This is a genomic window from Nocardia thraciensis, assembly GCF_054782435.1.
Genome location: NZ_BAAGSM010000034.1, coordinates 25,497 through 42,403, shown reverse-complemented (window position 1 = coordinate 42,403; position 16,907 = coordinate 25,497). Strand labels below are relative to the sequence as shown.

At 68.8% G+C, this 16,907-nt stretch carries 17 protein-coding genes; 9 read left to right on the top strand and 8 right to left on the bottom strand.

The features are described from left to right. The first annotated feature begins 448 nt into the window (after positions 1-448). Positions 449-772 carry a WhiB family transcriptional regulator gene (locus tag ACYVLQ_RS23385; protein ID WP_024800988.1) on the top strand — a complete coding sequence of 108 codons (324 nt, stop codon included), beginning with the start codon at positions 449-451 and terminating at the stop codon, positions 770-772. An 89-nt stretch (positions 773-861) separates the two neighbouring features. Here ACYVLQ_RS23385 and ACYVLQ_RS23380 read toward each other — a convergent pair whose 3' ends face one another. Continuing rightward, positions 862-2,031, bottom strand: a complete 1,170-nt coding sequence (locus ACYVLQ_RS23380) for an ArsA family ATPase (RefSeq protein WP_460699650.1) — start codon at positions 2,029-2,031, stop codon at positions 862-864. Further along, positions 2,031-3,050, bottom strand: coding sequence for an ArsA-related P-loop ATPase (locus tag ACYVLQ_RS23375; RefSeq protein ID WP_460699690.1), 1,020 nt, complete (start codon positions 3,048-3,050; stop codon positions 2,031-2,033). The genes ACYVLQ_RS23380 and ACYVLQ_RS23375 overlap by 1 nt, the downstream gene beginning before the upstream one ends. Positions 3,051-3,235: 185 nt before the next feature. On the opposite strand from ACYVLQ_RS23375, the gene ACYVLQ_RS23370 reads away from it, so the two are divergent. The 3 genes from ACYVLQ_RS23370 (at position 3,236) to ACYVLQ_RS23360 (ending at position 4,744) form a co-directional block, all read left to right on the top strand. Beyond that, positions 3,236-3,400, top strand: a complete 165-nt coding sequence (locus tag ACYVLQ_RS23370; protein ID WP_085995597.1) for a DUF4177 domain-containing protein — start codon at positions 3,236-3,238, stop codon at positions 3,398-3,400. Further along, entirely contained in the window at positions 3,400-3,867 is a 468-nt protein-coding gene (locus tag ACYVLQ_RS23365) for a RidA family protein (RefSeq protein ID WP_460699649.1), read from the top strand. Before ACYVLQ_RS23370 ends, ACYVLQ_RS23365 begins: the two co-directional genes overlap by 1 nt. Positions 3,868-3,952: 85 nt before the next feature. Continuing rightward, a complete protein-coding gene (locus ACYVLQ_RS23360; protein WP_460699648.1) occupies positions 3,953-4,744 on the top strand; it encodes an MBL fold metallo-hydrolase in 792 nt (263 codons plus the stop codon). A 69-nt stretch (positions 4,745-4,813) separates the two neighbouring features. Here the strand turns inward: ACYVLQ_RS23360 and ACYVLQ_RS23355 are convergent, their stop codons facing one another. Both ACYVLQ_RS23355 and ACYVLQ_RS23350 read right to left on the bottom strand, forming a co-directional pair. Beyond that, complete coding sequence (locus ACYVLQ_RS23355) at positions 4,814-5,488, bottom strand: Crp/Fnr family transcriptional regulator (protein ID WP_014348619.1); 675 nt, start codon at positions 5,486-5,488, stop codon at positions 4,814-4,816. A 256-nt stretch (positions 5,489-5,744) separates the two neighbouring features. After that, a complete protein-coding gene (locus ACYVLQ_RS23350) occupies positions 5,745-5,987 on the bottom strand; it encodes a hypothetical protein (RefSeq protein ID WP_068029248.1) in 243 nt (80 codons plus the stop codon). A gap of 308 nt (positions 5,988-6,295) precedes the next feature. Here ACYVLQ_RS23350 and nth point away from each other — a divergent pair, with 308 nt between their 5' ends. The 4 genes from nth to ACYVLQ_RS23330 all read left to right on the top strand — a co-directional run bounded on the left by nth (position 6,296) and on the right by ACYVLQ_RS23330 (position 9,859). After that, positions 6,296-6,976, top strand: a complete 681-nt coding sequence (nth, locus tag ACYVLQ_RS23345) for an endonuclease III (RefSeq protein WP_460699689.1) — start codon at positions 6,296-6,298, stop codon at positions 6,974-6,976. 5 nt (positions 6,977-6,981) lie between these two features. Further along, complete coding sequence (locus ACYVLQ_RS23340) at positions 6,982-7,611, top strand: TlpA family protein disulfide reductase (RefSeq protein ID WP_460699688.1); 630 nt, start codon at positions 6,982-6,984, stop codon at positions 7,609-7,611. A gap of 275 nt (positions 7,612-7,886) precedes the next feature. Then, positions 7,887-8,669, top strand: a complete 783-nt coding sequence (locus tag ACYVLQ_RS23335; protein ID WP_460699687.1) for an NUDIX hydrolase — start codon at positions 7,887-7,889, stop codon at positions 8,667-8,669. Beyond that, positions 8,666-9,859 (top strand): MarP family serine protease, encoded by a 1,194-nt coding sequence (locus ACYVLQ_RS23330; RefSeq protein WP_460699647.1) that lies wholly within the window; start codon positions 8,666-8,668, stop codon positions 9,857-9,859. The genes ACYVLQ_RS23335 and ACYVLQ_RS23330 overlap by 4 nt, the downstream gene beginning before the upstream one ends. Before the next feature lie 9 nt (positions 9,860-9,868). Here ACYVLQ_RS23330 and ACYVLQ_RS23325 read toward each other — a convergent pair whose 3' ends face one another. The 4 genes from ACYVLQ_RS23325 to ACYVLQ_RS23310 all read right to left on the bottom strand — a co-directional run bounded on the left by ACYVLQ_RS23325 (position 9,869) and on the right by ACYVLQ_RS23310 (position 14,888). After that, the gene (locus tag ACYVLQ_RS23325) at positions 9,869-10,816 is read right to left on the bottom strand and encodes an alpha/beta fold hydrolase (protein ID WP_460699646.1); all 948 of its coding nucleotides are present in this window, start codon (positions 10,814-10,816) and stop codon (positions 9,869-9,871) included. 24 nt (positions 10,817-10,840) lie between these two features. Then, positions 10,841-11,365 carry a phage holin family protein gene (locus ACYVLQ_RS23320; protein ID WP_460699645.1) on the bottom strand — a complete coding sequence of 175 codons (525 nt, stop codon included), beginning with the start codon at positions 11,363-11,365 and terminating at the stop codon, positions 10,841-10,843. A gap of 38 nt (positions 11,366-11,403) precedes the next feature. After that, entirely contained in the window at positions 11,404-12,609 is a 1,206-nt protein-coding gene (nhaA, locus tag ACYVLQ_RS23315) for a Na+/H+ antiporter NhaA (protein ID WP_460699644.1), read from the bottom strand. A gap of 242 nt (positions 12,610-12,851) precedes the next feature. Beyond that, positions 12,852-14,888, bottom strand: a complete 2,037-nt coding sequence (locus tag ACYVLQ_RS23310) for an acetate--CoA ligase (RefSeq protein WP_460699643.1) — start codon at positions 14,886-14,888, stop codon at positions 12,852-12,854. Positions 14,889-15,295: 407 nt separating this feature from the next. Between ACYVLQ_RS23310 and ACYVLQ_RS23305 the strand changes: the two genes are divergently transcribed. Then, on the top strand, positions 15,296-16,891 hold the full coding sequence (locus ACYVLQ_RS23305) for a peptide ABC transporter substrate-binding protein (RefSeq protein WP_460699642.1): 1,596 nt from the start codon (positions 15,296-15,298) through the stop codon (positions 16,889-16,891). The last annotated feature ends 16 nt before the right edge of the window (positions 16,892-16,907 follow it).

The following is a 16,907-nucleotide window of genomic DNA, read 5'->3' as shown; positions in this document are numbered from 1 at the left end:
GGCGGACTCGATCGTGCCTCGGGTTTCGGGGGAGCAACTTTGTCGACACCGCTTACGCACCGGTCTCCGGGGATTGAACCGGGGTCGGGTGTCGGGTGGGATACGTAGGTAGACGAGAGCCGTCCCGGTCAGTAGGGGGGAACTTTCGTCAAGGGCTCTGACTTTCGCGGGACTTCGGCGCGTCACGGGGGCGAAACCGGGCGTGTCGCACTGATTATGCCGACTGCCCGGTTCTTTGTCGTATTTGCAGGGACGGGCGTACCAAAAAATCTCGGGACGGTCTTGCGCACTCGCCATACCTTTACCTAGATTGAGAACCCAGTGTGATAGAGCTAACACTCAAAGTGGAATGTGGTGCGGGACGCAGCGGGGTTGGGTTGCTGCGCACACCGCACGCGATTCCGGAGCGCCGTTGACCCGGTGTTCGGACTGCAAAGGGGCACACCAAATGCACATGACTACCCCCATCGCTCGATTGGACGTGGAGCAGGCCGAAGCAAGGATCGCCTGGGTTTCCCAGGCCCGATGCAAGGAAGTAGACCCCGACCAGTTGTTCGTGCGCGGCGCCGCTCAGCGCAAGGCGGCGACGATCTGCCGGCACTGCCCCGTGCTGATGGAGTGCGGTGCCGACGCCTTGGACAATCGTGTGGAGTTCGGGGTGTGGGGTGGAATGACCGAGCGGCAGCGTCGTGCGCTGCTCAAGCAGCATCCGGAGGTGACGTCCTGGGCGGAGTTCTTCCGCGCCCAGCGACAGCAGAAAGTGGCGATGTAGTCCCCACTACGTGAACGGTCCGAGCCCGCGATTGCGGGCTCGGACCGTTTCTGCGCTCGGTCGTCCGGCCGAGGGGCTCGGCGCGGCGCCTATCCGGCGGAGTTCGGGCCGGCCAGCTGATCGCCGACCGCGCGCAGCGCCTCGAGATCGGAGACCTCGAACGGCAGCGCGGTGACCGCGACGATCGGCACTCGCGGGTGCGCGCCGGTGAACCGGTGCAGCAGCCGCTGTTCCCGCTTGGCGGTGGTCGCCCGGTGCGCGTGGATGCGCAGCACGTCGGCGGCCAGCGCGGCCGGATCGTGGTCGGCCCGATCGGCTGCGGCGTTCGCGCCGTTGCCCGTCAGACGATCGACGGCGGCCAGGGCCTGTTGCGGCGACAGCGAGCAGAGCACGGGGTGGGTGCGGTTGAGCACCAGACCGGCCAGGGGCATGCGGTCGGTGGAGAGCCGATCCACGAAGAACGAGGCCTCCCGCAGCGCATCCGGTTCGGCGGCGGCCACCACCAGGAAGTGCGTACCCGGCCGCGACAGCATCTCGAAGGTCCGATTGGCGCGGTCCTGGAAGCCGCCGAACATCGACTCCAGCGACTGCAGAAACAGCGACGCGTCCTTGAGCATCTGACCGCCCACCACCGTGGACACGCCGCGCACGGCCAGGCTCATCGCGCCCGTCACGAACCGGCCCACGCCCCGGCCGGGCGCCATGATCACGCGAATCATCCTGCCGTTGAGGAAGTTCCCGAGCCGCTTGGGCGCGTCCAGGAAGTCCAGCGCGTTGCGGGACGGCGGGGTGTCGACGACGATCAGGTCCCACTTCCGCTTCCCGACGAGCTGGCCAAGCTTCTCCATCGCCATGTACTCCTGCGTGCCGCCGAAGGACGAGGCGACCGTCTGATAGAAGGGGTTGGCGAAGATCTGCTCGGCCTTCTCGGGGCTGGTGTGCTCGAGCACCATCTCGTCGAAGGTGCGGCGCATGTTCAGCATCATCGCGTAGAGCTCGCCCTTCGCGTCCGGGCCGAGCTCGACCCGCTGCGGGACGTTGCCCAGGTCGCTCACGCCCAGGGACTGGGCGAGCCGGCGCGCCGGATCGATGGTCAGCACCACGACCTTGCGGCCGCGCTCGGCCGCGCGCAGCGCGATCGCCGCGGCGGTGGTGGTCTTGCCGACACCCCCGGACCCGCAGCACACGATCACGCGCGCGGTCCGGTCGTCGATGACGCGGGAGAGGTCCAGGGGGGCAACGGTGCTCGGTAGATTCATCACCGGACTCCCTGGGTGCTCAGATGTTCCGCTAATTCGTACAGGCCGCCCAGGTCCATCCCGTCGGGCAGGGCGGGCAGGTACAGACGGCTGAGATCGAGCTTCGCGAGTTCGGACGAGCTGTCGTCCTGCGCCTGCAGCGTGGCCGAATGCTCCGCCGTCTCGCGCAGCAGGCCCTGGAAATCGGCGTCGGACAGCGTGATTCCCGCCTCCGTGAGCCCGGTGCGCAGGGCGTCGGCATCGATGTCACCGGCGGCCGCTCGCGCGCGCACCGCCGGGGGCAGGTAGCCCTCCGTGGCGCGATTGACGATCACCGTGCCGATCCGGAAATCCGCTCCCATCAGCTCGGCGATCGCGTCGGCGGTCTCCTGCACGGGCAGCGCCTCGAGCAGCGTGACCAGGTGGACGACGGTCTGATCCGAATGCAGCAGCTTGGACACGCCCTCGGCCTGCGCCGCGATCGGCCCGCCCTTGGCCACCTCCGCCATCGCCTTCGTGACGTCCAGGAAGCTGGCGATGCGGCCGGTGGGCGGCGCGTCGATGACGATCTCGTCGTAGACCGGCCGACGCGACTTGTCCACGCGCACGGCGCATTCCTTGATCTTGCCGGTCAGGATCACGTCGCGCAGGCCCGGCGCGATGGTCGTGACGAATTCGATGGCGCCCATCCGGCGCATCGCCCGCCCGGCGAAGCCGAGGTTGTAGAACATGTCGAGGTATTCGAGGAAGGCGTGCTCGATGTCGAGCGCCAGCGCCACCACCTCGCCACCGCCGTCGGCGGTCGCGATCTTGGTTTCCGTAGGCGGCAGCGGCGGCAGGTCGAACAGCTGCGCGATCGACTGCCTGCCCTCCACCTCCACCAGCAGCACCCGGCGCCCGCCCGCCGCCAGCGCCAGGGCCAGTGACGCGGACACCGTGGACTTCCCGGTCCCACCCTTGCCGGACACGTAGTGCAGGCGAGCCCTGTCCGCGCGCTCCGGCCAACCTAGTCTCAGCCCCGGCTCTGCCGAATCGGGCACTGCTGTCGGTACTCCCACGCTCGCGAGCCTATAACCCGTTATGAAACCGGGGCCATAGGATACGGCTACTGTCTGGTACACCACTCGGCTATTGCGAATCGCCGGAAGATATGGCAGCCGCCCGAATTCGGCCGCCGACCCCGCGACCCCCGAGGCGGGGTGCGGACCCAGCTACGCTCAGCGGCATGAGTGATGTGACCGTATGGGAATACGCGACCGTGCCGCTGCTGACGCACGCGACCAAGCAGATCCTGGACCAGTGGGGCGCCGACGGCTGGGAGCTCGTCACGGTGCTGCCCGGCCCGACCGGTGAACAGCACGTCGCCTACCTGAAGCGGGTGAAGGGCTGATGGTCGATTCGACCGTGTGGCGCGAGAACCTCGAGCGTCTCGGCCTGGAGCTGCCGGGTGTCGCCGCTCCGGCGGGCGCCTACATCCCGGCGCTGCGCAGCGGCTCGTACGTCTACACCTCCGGCCAGCTGCCGTTCGTGGACGGCAAGCTGTCCGCCGTCGGCAAGGTCGGCACCGAGGTGAGCCTGGAGCAGGCCAAGGAGGCGGCGAAGTTCTGTGCGCTGAATGCGCTGGCTGCCGTGCACGATCTGGTCGGCCTCGACGCGGTGGCGCGGATCGTGAAGGTGGTCGGCTTCGTCGCCTCGGCGCCGGGCTTCAACGACCAGCCGCTGGTGATCAACGGCGCCTCGGAGCTGCTCGGCGAGGTCTTCGGCGAGGCCGGTGTGCACGCCCGCTCCGCGGTCGGGGTCTTCGAGCTGCCCAGGAACACCCCGGTCGAGGTGGAGCTGATCGCCGAGGTGCGATAAGACTCGGAGCTGCCCCGCCACGCCGGAAATTGGAAGGGTAGCTCCGTCCGGAAGTTCGTTGCCGCACAAGGCGTTAGGACAAGCTATGACCCTTACCCATCCGGCCTACGGTCAGTTGCGGCCCGTCACGGCAACGGCGTCGGTGCTACTCGCGAACAATCCGAACCAGATGACCCTGCAGGGCACCAACACCTGGATCCTGCGCGCTCCGGGCCGATCCGGCTGCGTCGTGATCGATCCGGGGCCCAAGGACCGCGCACACAGCGCGGCGATCGCGCGGGAGACCGGCGGCGACATCGCGCTCACCCTGATCACCCACCACCACCGCGACCACACCGGCGGCATCGATGGTCTGGTGAAGCTGACGGGAACGCCGGTGCGCGCGGTGGAGCCCAAATTTCTGCGGGACTCGGATGCACCGCTGGCCGACGGCGAGGTGATCGAAGCGGCGGGGCTGCGGATCACCGTGCTCGCCACTCCGGGACACACCACCGACTCGGTGTCGTTCCTGCTCGACGACGCCGTCGTCACCGGCGACACGGTGCTGGGCAGCGGGACCACCGTGCTGGAATCGCGGGACGGTGCCCTCGGGGATTACCTGACATCACTGGACCGGCTGGCCGAGGTGGCCCCGGGCAGGGCCCTGCTGCCCGCGCACGGCCCGGATCACGCGGCGGCCGAACCGGTGATCCGCTACTACATCCGGCATCGCCGGGAACGCCTGGATCAGGTGCGGCAGGCACTGGCCGAGATCGGCCCGGACGCCAAACCGCTGCAGATCGTCGCGCGCGTCTACGCCGACGTCGACAAGAAGCTGTGGCCCGCGGCGCGCAGCTCGGTCAAGGCCCAACTCGCCTACCTGCGCACCCAAAACTGACGGCCCGGCCGCTCGGCCGCCCCCACCCGTCGTCCCGGCCGTCCGCCCTCGCCGGAATGACGTGGGGGACTATCGCGCCCGGCGGGCCAGTCGCTCCGAATCGGAGATCAGCACGCTCTTGCCCTCCAGTCGCAGCCAGCCGCGATGCGCGAAGTCGGCGAGCGCCTTGTTCACGGTCTCGCGGGAGGCGCCGACCAGCTGGGCGATCTCCTCCTGGGTGAGGTCGTGGGTCACGCGCAGCGCACCGGCCTCCTGGGTGCCGAAACGCTGTGCCAGCTGCAGCAGCGCCTTGGCCACGCGACCGGGGACGTCGGTGAAGATGAGGTCGGCCAGGTTGTTGTTGGTGCGGCGCAGACGACGCGCGAGCACTCGCAGCAACTGCTCGGCGATCTCGGGGCGCTGGTCGATCCACGACTTGAGGGCCTCGCGGTCCATCGTGACGGCGCGGACCTCGGTGACCGTGGTGGCCGTCGAGGTACGCGGGCCCGGATCGAAGATCGACAGCTCGCCGAACATATCCGACGGGCCCATGATGGTGAGCAGGTTCTCCCGGCCGTCGGGGGAGCGGCGTCCGATCTTCACCTTGCCCGACGTGATGATGTACAGCCGGTCGCCGGGCTCGCCCTCGTTGAAGATGACATGGCCGCGCGGGAAGTCCACGGGCTGAAGCTGTTTGGCCAGCGCCGCCACCGCGGTGGGCTCGACGCCTTGGAAGATGCCTGCTCTGGCGAGGGCCTCGTCCACGAATGTGCTCCTTATGGGAATTGACGGTGCTGTGTCCTGCGACGACAGCAAATTCTCTGCGTGTGCACGCGAGCTGCCGCCGCCGGGCCCAGCGCTGTCGCCGCGTGTCCTGGACCGAAGCGGTTCGGCCGACAGTGCAGTCTACTTGGCGTGTGGGCGCCGTAGTGACAGACACCACGTAACGCGCGGTCTGTGAAACGTCCCGGTTGCCGGAATAGTTCCCGGGCCCACCCGTGCGAATGCCGCGTGGAGATGCTCAGCTGGCCTGCGCGACATCCAGTTCGTCGCCACGGGCGCGTCGGCGCCCCGCGTGGGCCGCGGCGGCGGGCACGCCGAGCTTGGCCAACTCGTTGACCTCGGCATTGCTGGCTCGGTCCAGGTACTGCTGGACCTCTTCCTCCGGTTCGAGCAGTTTGCGGAGCCGATTTTCGACGCGTTCCATGAACAGCGCGAACAGCATCAGCAGTACCGGGAAGAGCACCACAGCGAGTCCTTGCATAACCGTGAGTAAACACGGATAAGGTCTCAGATGGAACACGGGGGGACCTTCACGGGCGCGCTCTCGTCGGTGGGGGTCCGTATGGTGGACCCGTGCGTGAAGCCAGAGCCACCGCGGTGAACGGGCAGGAGCCGTCCGCGCCCTCCGAATCCCCTCGAACCGCGGCGTCCTCGCGCCGCCGCACATCCGAATCGGCCGCCCCCGCTGCCGCCGCGGAGCGGAAACCCGCCGCGCGGAAGGGGTCCGGTGCCGCCGCACGCAAGTTCGCGAAGGAAACACAGCTCGGCCGGGTGCGCCGAGCCCGCCGGATGTACCGATCGCTGACGGCCGCCTTCCCCGACGCGCACTGCGAGCTGGACTTCACCACACCGCTGGAGCTGGCGGTCGCGACAATCCTCTCCGCCCAGTGCACCGACGTCCGGGTGAACATGACGACCCCCGCGCTGTTCACCCGCTATCCGGATGCGCGGGCCTACGCCGAGGCCGACCGCACCGAACTCGAGGAGTACATCCGCCCCACCGGCTTCTACCGCAACAAGACCACGTCGCTGATCGGCCTGGGCCAGGCGCTGATGGAGCGCTACGACGGCGTGCTGCCGCACACCCTGGACGAGTTGGTGAAGCTGCCCGGCATCGGCCGCAAGACGGCGAACGTCATCCTGGGCAACGCCTTCGGTGTGCCGGGAATCACGGTGGACACCCACTTCGGCAGGCTCGTACAGCGCTGGCAGTGGACCACCGAGGAGGATCCGGTCAAGATCGAGCACGCCGTCGGCGAGCTGATCGAGCGCCGGGACTGGACCATGCTGTCGCACCGGGTGATCTTCCACGGCCGCCGGGTGTGTCATGCCCGCAAGCCGGCGTGCGGCGCCTGCGTGCTGGCCAAGGACTGCCCTTCCTTCGGCACGGGGCCCACCGATCCGGCGACGGCCGCCGCCCTGATCAAGGGGCCCGAGGCCGAGCATCTGCTCGAACTGGTGGGCCGGTGAGTTCGATACCGGTGGCTTGGCGCTGGACACTGGCGGTACTGATCGCCGTCGTCGCGCTGGCTGTCGCGATCTGGCCGCGTGGCGGGCGCGACGCCCCGACGAATACCACCGCGGCCACACCGGGCGGCTCCGCCGCGGTATCCGAAGGGCAGCGCGCCGCGGCCGCCCTGGTCGATTGCCCGCGAGCCGAGTCCCCTGCCCCGTCGTCCGGTCCGCTGCGCGGGGTCACGGGCGGATGCCTGGCCGACGGCCGCCCGGTGGATCTCGGAGCGGTACTCGCCGGGCGCCCCGCCCTGGTGAATCTGTGGGCGTACTGGTGTGAGCCGTGCGCGCGGGAACTGCCCGCCCTGCAGCAGTTCGCTGTCCGCGCGTCCGGTGCCGTCACCGTGCTGACCGTGCACAGCGATCCGGACGAGGCGAAGGCGCTGGCCCGGCTCACGGATCTGAACGTGCACCTGCCCGGTGTCGAGGACGGCGCCGAGCGCGTGCGCGCCGCCGTCGGCGCGCCGCCCGTGCTGCCCGTTTCGGTGCTGGTCCGGGCCGACGGATCGATCGCGAAAGTGGTGGTCCGCGCGTTCGACAGCGCCGAGGACATCGCCGCGACCGTCGCGGGCGAGCTGGGGGTCGCGGCGTGACCGAGGATCCGGGTGGCGGCGCATACCCGGCGGCCGCCGACGGGAGTCTGATGCGGGACGGCAGCGCTTGGCGCCGATGGCATGCGGATACCTGCCCGACTCGCCGGTACGCCGGACGTCGTGATCGAATCGACGAGATCGACGGCGCGCGTGACCGGCCCCCGGCGCGAGCGACGGGTCCGGTGCCGGGGCGCACCGGGGAGATGGATGTCGAACCCGATGGCTCGCGCAACCGCCCGGCGCTCGGCGAGCGCGGCGACGAGAACAGCGTGAGGATGGGGTCGGGAGGAGGCAGCGTGCGCAACCGTGACGGCGGTGAGGAACCCGGCGAGAGAACGGGTTTGGTGACCGATGGCATCCCCGCGTGGCTGCGCGGTGTGGTCGAGCGCAAGCCCGCGGACCCGACCGGGGTGAACCCGGTGCTGAACCGGACCACGACCCAGCGGCTGGTGTCGGCGGCGCTGCGGCCTCGGCAGGCGTCCGTGCTGGTGCTGTTCGGCGGTGCCGCCGAATCGGATCCCCATGCCCCCGGCGGGCTGCCCGCCGATGCCGACGTACTGCTCACCCAGCGCGCGGCGACGCTGCGTCAGCACCGCGGACAGGTGGCGTTCCCCGGCGGCGGCGTCGAGCCCGGTGACGACGGGCCGATCGGCACGGCGCTGCGCGAGGCCCGCGAGGAGACCGGTCTGGACCCGGACGGCGTGGAACCCCTTGCGGTGCTTCCGAAGATCTTCGTGCCGCCGTCGCGATTCGACGTGACCCCGGTCGTCGCGTACTGGCGCACGCCGGGCAAGGTCGGCGTGGTCAGCGAGACCGAGGCCGCGCGGGTGGTGCGGGTGCCGATCGCCGACCTGATCGACCCTGCCAACCGGTTCGTCGTGCGACACCCGATGGGGTACATGGGTCCGGCGTTCGCCGTCGACGGCATGCTCGTCTGGGGTTTCACCGCCGGCGTGCTCGCCGGGCTGCTGGCCGTCTCGGGCTGGGAGCGGGAGTGGGATCATCACGACGTGCGTGATCTACAGGCATCGCTCGCGGCAGTGGGGATGACGTTATGAGTTCCTCGGCCTGGCTCGATATCGCGGTCGTGATCATCGCGCTGCTGGCCGCCTCCTCGGGGTGGCGGCAGGGTGCGGTCGCGTCGGCGCTGGCATTTCTGGGCGTGGTGCTGGGCGCGGTGGCCGGGATCCTGATCGCGCCACACATCCTGGTCCACATCAGCGAGGGCCGCAAACGCGTGCTGGTCGGCGTGGTGCTGATCGTGGCGCTGGTGATCATCGGCGAGGTGGCGGGGATGGTGCTCGGCCGCGCCGCCCGCAGCGGGATGACGCATCCGTTCACCCGCAGCGTCGACAGCGTGGTGGGCGCGGCCCTGCAGACCGTGGCCGTCCTGGTGACGGCGTGGCTGCTGGCGCTGCCGCTCGCCTCGTCCTCACAGCCCTCGATCGCGGCGGCGGTGAACGGCTCGCGGGTGCTCTCCGACGTCAACCAGGTGGCGCCGGACTGGTTGCGGAAGCTGCCCAACGAGTTCTCCAAGCTGCTCAACACCTCCGGGCTGCCGGATGTGATCGGCCCGTTCGGCCGCGCCCCGATCGCGGCGGTGGAACCGCCGGATCCGACGGTGCTCGACAGCCAGGTCGCCCTGGACCTGCAGCACAGCGTGCTGCGCATCCGCGGCGTCGCGCCGAGTTGTCAGCGCGCGCTGGAGGGTTCGGGCTTCGTGGTCGGCCCCGAGCGGGTCATGACGAATGCGCACGTGGTCGCGGGCACCAACACCGTCCAGGTCGACACCGCGCGCGGTCCGCTGGATGCCACCGTGGTGCTGTTCGACCCGTCCAAGGACGTGGCCGTGCTCGACGTGCCCGGATTGAACGCACCGCTGATTCCGATGGCGCCGTCCCCGGCCAAGTCGGGCCAGAACGCGATCGTGCTCGGCTACCCGGGCGGCGGGCCGTACACCGCCAGCGCGGCCCGCGTGCGCGAGACCCTGGAGCTGACCGGACCGGACATCTACAAGACGGGCACGGTGGAGCGCGAGGTCTACACCGTGCGCGGCCGGGTGCGCGCCGGCAATTCCGGTGGGCCCCTGGTGGATACGGACGGCCAGGTGCTGGGCCTGGTCTTCGGCGCCGCGGTGGTCGACGAGGACACCGGCTACGCGCTCACCCTGAACGAGGTCCGCGATGACCTCGAGGCGGCGGAGAAGTCGAACGGTCCGGTCCCGACGGGAGACTGCGTACTGAGTTAGGAGCGGCAGTCAGCCGAGCAGTTTCGCCAGCTCTGCGGTCACCGGCTCCGGGGATTCCTGGTGGGCGAAATGCCCCGCGCCCGGAATTCCGACCACCCGTCGATCCGGGGCAAGCCGATGCCCGCGGCGGATCGTGGAATCGAGGATGTAGTGGTCGGATTCGCCGTGCAGCGACAGCACCGGGACGCGGACCGGCTCCCGCATCGTGGCCATGAAGCGGGCGCCGTCGGGGCGCCACTGGCTGCGGAAGGCCCAGCGCTGATACTCCAGCGCACAGTGCGCCGCGCCGGAGATGCGGATCGCCGAGCGCATCCGCCGCGCGGTGTCGACGAATTCGGCCGTGCCCGACCAGCGCGCGCTGACCCGTTGCCGCAGCAGCCTTTCCACCTCGTAGCCGTCGTTGGTGGACAGCAGCCGCTCGCCGTAGCGCGGGGGCTGATAGCGCAGGAAGTTCGGTAGCCAGGCCGAGCGCTGATGTCGATCGCGCAGCACCGCCTGCTTCAAAGCGACCGGATGCGGCGAACTCACGAGGGCGATGGAACGCACCAGCCGCGGATGCAGCACCGCGGTCGCCCAGCACACCAGGCCGCCCTCGGCATGCCCGACGAGCGTGGCCTCGCTGTGGCCGAGGGCGCGGATCAGCCCGGCGACGTCACCGGCCAGGGTCCAGCCGTCGTAGCCGCGCGGCGGCTTGTCGGAATCGCCGTACCCGCGCAGGTCGACCGCGACGGCGCGGTACCCCAGATCGGCCAGCCCGCTCAGCTGGTGCCGCCACGACCACCAGAAGTCACCGAATCCGTGCAGCAGCAGCACCAGCGGGCTGTCCGGCGCCGGATTGCGCTGCGCCGGTTCGGCCTCGACGACGTGGAATCGAATGCCGTTGGCACGCACGTCCCTGTGGGCCCACGGCCCGTCGTAACGGACGCTGGACGGATCCGGACTCGGGTTCGACGACACGCCGACAAAGCGTAGTCGGCGGGATTACCTGCCCGGCCGATCGGTCGCGGTCGCCGCCGGAGCGTCGAGCGCCGCGTGGTCGCCGTGCGACCCGAGGCCCTGCGGCAGCACCGTGCGCGTCTCCTTCAGCGATTCGATCGTCTTCTCCGGGGCGCGCAGCTTGCGCACCTTGCGATAACCGAGGAAGCCGAACACCGCCACCGCCACGACCATCAGCCCGAACACGATCAGGAACGACGCCCACCGGTACAGCCACACGTCGAGCAGCTCCGCCAGGAAGAAGAAAAAGAAGAACGAGGAGAACAGCAGGATGGTGAGCGCGACGATGAAGTACACGCTGCCCTGCAGGCCCTTGCGGATCTCCCCGGTCACCTCGGCCTTGGCCAGGTTCACCTCGGCGCGGACCAGGGTCGACATCTGCTCGGCGGCGTCGCGCACCAGATCGCCGATGCTGGCGTTCGCCGTGGTGTCGACCTCCGACAGCGGAATAGCGGTGATGGTCCGGTTGCGGCCCATGTCCTGCCCGTTACCGCCGTTTGTGAAGCTCAATGCTCGACCCTTCTCCATGTCCCGGTGCTGTCCGGCCTTCACTCGTCTGTAGCGGCCGCGCGTCGCGCCTGATGAGCACGGCCCCGTCGCAACAGTAGCGCCGAACCGATCAGGGAAGCCGCCATTGACGTCATCAACACGGCCGCCTTCGCCAGTTCCGCGGCGGCCTCGTTGTCGGCCAAGGCAAGTTCTGCCACCAAAAGGCTAACGGTGAAGCCGATCGCACCCAGTACCGACAGGGCGAACATATCGCGATAACCGAGTCCGGCGGGCCGCTCGGCGATCCCGAGGCGGATCGCGACCCAGCTCGTGCCGAACAGGCCGAGGGTCTTACCGGCGAGCAGGCCGACGATGATCGCCAGCGCCAGCCGGTCGGTGACCAGTTCCCCGAACACCGCGGTCGACAGCGGAACCCCCGAGGCGAACAGCGCGAACAGCGGTACGCACACACCCGCCGACACCGGCTGGAACAGATGCTCGAGCCGGGTAGCGGGCGCCTCGTCCTCATCCGGATCGGGACGGACCCGGGTCAGCAGCCCGCACAGCACCCCGGCCAGGGTGGGATGAATCCCCGCCTCGTGCAACGCGTACCAGGCCACCAGCGCCAGCGGCACGTAGATCAGCGGGGAGCGCCACCGCAGGCGCTGGGCGAGCCACCAGCCGAGGAAGCAGGCGGCCGCGGTAAGGAGCCAGCCGATCGCGATCGAGGTGGTGAACAGGATGGCGATCAACAGGATGGCGATGAGATCGTCCACCACGGCGAGGCTCAGCAGGAAGACCCGCGCAGTGGCGGGGATCCGGGAGCCGGTGAGGGCGAGCACCGCCAGCGCGAAGGCGATATCGGTAGCGACGGGGATGGCCCACCCGCGGTCCATGCCGTCGACGCCGAATCCGATCGTCATCGCGATGAGCGCGGGCAGCACGACCCCGCCGACCGCGGCGATGATCGGCAGCGTGGCGCGCTTGCGGTCGGCGAGCTCGCCCACCACCAATTCGCGCTTGAGCTCCAGACCGGCGACGAAGAAGAAGATCGCCAGCAGGCCGTCCTTGACCCAGTCCGCGAGGGTCAGGTCCAGATGCAGCGGCGGGATCGGCAGCGTCGTCTCGGTGAGGGTGAGATAGCCCTCGCTCCACGGGGAGTTCGCCCACAGCAGCGCGACGGCCGCGGCAACCAGCAGCAGGGCGCCGCCGACGGTCTCGGTACGGAGGAAGCGGGCGAGCTCGGAGCGGAGCGCAACGATCACGGAGCACCTTTCGGCCGGTGGGGCTACGGCTGCGGTGCACATCCCGCCGACTCGTCAACCGATGCTTGTACCGCACGCCGACCAGACTTCCCGGCACTCCTTACGCAATTCTAACGGTCGGGCCCGGTGTGGTGCGCAGGGCATCTGGGAAAGGCGCCGGGGAGTCGACGGCCTCCGACATGCGGCGGGCCGGTGCGCACCAGGTACGCACCGGCCCGCCGCCGTCTATTCGGTTGTGGTGCTTACCAGTTGGTCTTGCGGGCTCGGATGGCTTCGAAGACGTTGGGGTCGACGAGGGTGGAGGTGTCGCCGAGTTCGCGGCCCTCGGCCACGTCGCGCAGGAGGCGGCGCATGATCTTGCCGGAACGGGTCTTGGGGAGTTCGGGGACGATGTGGATCTCCCGGGGCCGGGCGATGGGGGAGATCTCGCGGGAGACCTCCGCCTTCAGTTCGTCGACCAGGTCCTGGCCGGTGTCCTTGGCCTCGCCGGTGAGGATGACGAAGGCGACGATGCCCTGGCCGGTGGTGGCGTCGGTGGCGCCGACGACCGCGGCTTCGGCGACGCCGTAGTGGCCGACCAGTGCGGATTCGACCTCGGCGGTGGAGATGCGGTGCCCGGAGACGTTCATGACGTCGTCGACGCGGCCGAGGACCCACAGGTCGCTGTCGGCGTCGAGCTTGGCGCCGTCACCGGCGAAGTACCAGCCCTTGGCGGCGTAGCGCTCCCAGTACGTGGCCTTGTAGCGGTCCGGATCGCCCCAGATGCCGCGCAGCATCGACGGCCAGGGCTGGTCGAGGACGAGGTAGCCGTTGGCTTCGGTCTCGCCGAGCTGCACCGGATTGCCTTCCTCGTCAACTACTTTCGCCGAGATGCCGGGCAGGGGGGTCATGGCGGCGCCGGGTTTGGCGGCGGTGACGCCGGGCAGCGGGGAGATCATGATGGCGCCGGTCTCGGTCTGCCACCAGGTGTCCACGACGGGGGTCTTGTCGCCGCCGATGGCCTCGCGGTACCAGCGCCACGCCTCGGGGTTGATGGGCTCGCCGACGGATCCGAGTACCCGGATGCTGGACAGGTCATGGGCGGCGGGGATCTCTCGGCCCCACTTCATGAACGTGCGCACCAGCGTGGGAGCCGTGTAATAGATTGTTACCCCGTACTTTTCGACGATCTGCCAGTGCCGGTGCTCGTCCGGGAAGTTCGGGGTGCCCTCGTACACGACCTGCGTGGCGCGGTTGGACAGCGGCCCGTACACGATGTAGCTGTGCCCGGTCACCCAGCCGATATCGGCGGTGCACCAGTACACGTCCTGCCCGGCCTTGTGGTCGAACACGGTGTGGTGGGTGTAGGACGCCTGGGTCAGGTAGCCGCCGGAGGTGTGCAGGATTCCCTTCGGCTTCCCGGTGGTGCCGGAGGTGTAGAGGATGTACAGCGGGTGTTCGGCATCGAAAGCCTGGGCCTCGTGCTCGGGCGACGCCTGCGACACCGTCTCGTGCCACCACAGGTCGCGGCCCTCGGTCCACGGCACCTCGATCTCGGTGCGCCGCACCACGAGTACATGCTCGACGCTCGACGGCGTGCTGTGTCCACGGGGCGTACCGGCGGGCCCTGCGTGGTTACGCTCCGCTGCCTCCTCCGGGTCTGACGCCGGTACGCCCGCGTTGGCGTACAGCGCCTCGTCCACGGCCTCCTTCAGCGGCGCCGCCTTGCCGCGCCGCCACTGGCCGTCGGTGGTGATCACGAGGCGCGCCTCGGCATCGTCGACCCGCTGGCGCAGAGCGGACGGGGAGAAGCCCGCGAACACCACCGAATGCGTCAGGCCCAGTCGCGCGCAGGCGAGCATGGACACGATCGCCTCGGGCACCATCGGCATGTAGATGGCAACGCGGTCACCGGCCTCGAGGCCCAGTTCGGTGAGGTAGTTCGCGGCGCGCGACACCTCGGCCAGCAGATCGGCGTAGGTGATGTCGCGGGAGTCGCCCGGCTCGCCCTCCCAGTGGATGGCGACCTGATCGCCGTGGCCGTCGAGTACGTGCCGGTCCACGCAGTTGTAGGCGACGTTCAATTTCCCGTCGGCGAACCAGCGCGCGAACGGTGCGTCGTCCCAGTCCAGGACGCGGGTGAAGGGCTGATGCCAATACAGTCGGCGGGCCTGCTCGGCCCAGAACGCGTCCCGGTCGGCGGCGGCCCGATCGTACAGCGACGCATCGGCATTGGCAGCGGCGGCGAACTCCGCACTCGGCGGATACACATCCCGGTGATCAGCGGTGGTTTCGGTCATCTCGCCTCTTCTTTCGCGTGCGCTTCGGCCGTGGGTGACCGCGGCCACGTTCCTGACCCTAGTAGACCCTGAACGGGCGGTGTTCGGGTCCCGGCCGGTGGTTGGCCGAATATTGCAACGCTGACACCTCGGTTCGGCCGACTGCTCAGTGTCCTTGCGTATCGATGATCGAATCGTAAAGTCGAAGTTCGAGCCGTTGTGCAATATGTCACCCCGACCCGTCGCCGTGAGTCGGCCATGTTGCCGGATTGCTAACAAGGCGAACAAACCCCGCGCGAACCGCTGACAACCATCCGCCGGGTAGCTACTGTCCGATTCACCCAGGGTGGAGCGTGGGATGCGTGCCGGAGGATCCCCGCGCCGCACTCGACGCTGCGCCCAGCCCTTCCTGGAATCGGGAGATTGCGTTGAGATTCAAGACGATCACCGCGCTGGCCGCGGCGGCCTTGGTGGCCACGAGCCTCGCACTGACGGGCTGTTCCTCGGACGGCGGCGACAGCGACATCGTCACCGTGAACGCCGGTGAACCCCAGAATCCGCTGGTGCCGACGAATACCAACGAGAATATGGGCGGTCGCGTGGTCGACCGGCTGTTCGCCGGGCTGAAGTACTATGACGCGAACGGCAAGCCCCACAACGAGATGGCGCAGTCGATCGAGACGCCGGACCGGCAGCACTACACGATCAAGATCAAGCCGGACTGGAAGTTCACCGACGGCACCCAGGTGACGGCCAAGTCGTTCGTCGACGCCTGGAACTACGGCGCCCTCGGCACCAACGGCCAGGTGCAGAACTGGGTCTTCGCGCAGATCGCCGGGTACGACGACGTCTCGTCGAATCCGCCCAAGACGCAGACGATGTCGGGCCTGAAGGTGATCGACGACCAGACCTTCACGGTCGACCTGAAACATCCGTCGATCGACTTCGAGCTGGAGATGGGCTTCGCGCCGTTCTATCCGCTGCCCGAGGTCGCGTTCAAGGATATGAAGGCGTTCGGGGAGAAGCCGATCGGGAACGGCCCCTACAAGTTCGACAGCTGGGACCACAACGTCAAGATCGAGATGACGCCCAACCCGGACTATCACGGCGGCCGCCCGGCCAAGAACAAGGGCCTGCGGTTCGTGATGTACCAGTCCTACGAAACCGCCTACGCCGACCTGCAATCCGGCAACCTCGACGCGCTCGACGTCATCCCCGACACGGCGCTGGGCACCTACAAGCAGGACCTCGGCGATCGCGCGATCAGCAAGCCGATCGCCTACAGCCAGCACATCGGCGTGCAGCAGAACGTGCCGCACTTCGCCGGGGAGGAGGGCCTGCTGCGCCGCAAGGCGATCTCGATGGCGATCAACCGGCAACAGATCGCGGATAACATCTTCCACGGAACCCGCGTTCCCGCAAAGGATTTCACCGCCTTCACCCTCGACGGTTTCCGGGACAACCTGCCCGGATCGGAGGTGTTGAAGTTCAACCCCGACGAGGCCAAGAAGCTGTGGGCGCAGGCCGACGCCATCTCGCCGTGGTCGGGCACCTACCAGATCGCCTACAACTCCGACGGCGGTCACCAGGCCTGGATCGAGGCGGTGGCCAACAGCGTGAAGAACACGCTGGGCATCGACGCGGTCGGCGTGCCGTATCCGACGTTCAAGAACATCCGCGACGAGATCAACGCCAAGACCGTCGGCAAGGCGTTCCGCTACGGCTGGCAGGGCGACTACCCGTCGATGTTCGAGTTCCTGACCGCGCTGTACCTCACCGGCTCGGGCACCAACAACACCGACTACCGCAGCCCCGAGTTCGACCGGCTGCTGTTCGCCGCGCAGGCCGCATCCACCCCGGAGCAGGCGTACGACATCGTCGCGCAGGCCCAGGCGGTGCTGTTCAAGGATATGGCCGACATCCCGGTCTTCGACTACAACGTCGCGGCCGGACGCTCGGATCAGGTGAAGAATGCCGAGGTCACCTGGAGTGGCCTGTTCGACTTCGAGAACATCGAAAAATAGCCGCTATGGAGTGAAA

Bases quoted from the DNA above. Each gene is read 5' to 3' on its own strand.
- ACYVLQ_RS23310 (WP_460699643.1), bottom strand. From the start codon at position 14,888: ATGACCGAAACCACCGCTGATCACCGGGATGTGTATCCGCCGAGTGCG.
- ACYVLQ_RS23380 (WP_460699650.1), bottom strand. From the start codon at position 2,031: ATGAATCTACCGAGCACCGTTGCCCCCCTGGACCTCTCCCGCGTCATC.
- ACYVLQ_RS23350 (WP_068029248.1), bottom strand. From the start codon at position 5,987: ATGCAAGGACTCGCTGTGGTGCTCTTCCCGGTACTGCTGATGCTGTTC.
- ACYVLQ_RS23365 (WP_460699649.1), top strand. From the start codon at position 3,400: ATGGTCGATTCGACCGTGTGGCGCGAGAACCTCGAGCGTCTCGGCCTG.
- nth (WP_460699689.1), top strand. From the start codon at position 6,296: ATGTACCGATCGCTGACGGCCGCCTTCCCCGACGCGCACTGCGAGCTG.
- ACYVLQ_RS23330 (WP_460699647.1), top strand. From the start codon at position 8,666: ATGAGTTCCTCGGCCTGGCTCGATATCGCGGTCGTGATCATCGCGCTG.
- ACYVLQ_RS23360 (WP_460699648.1), top strand. From the start codon at position 3,953: ATGACCCTTACCCATCCGGCCTACGGTCAGTTGCGGCCCGTCACGGCA.
- ACYVLQ_RS23385 (WP_024800988.1), top strand. From the start codon at position 449: ATGCACATGACTACCCCCATCGCTCGATTGGACGTGGAGCAGGCCGAA.
- ACYVLQ_RS23335 (WP_460699687.1), top strand. From the start codon at position 7,887: ATGGGGTCGGGAGGAGGCAGCGTGCGCAACCGTGACGGCGGTGAGGAA.
- ACYVLQ_RS23370 (WP_085995597.1), top strand. From the start codon at position 3,236: ATGAGTGATGTGACCGTATGGGAATACGCGACCGTGCCGCTGCTGACG.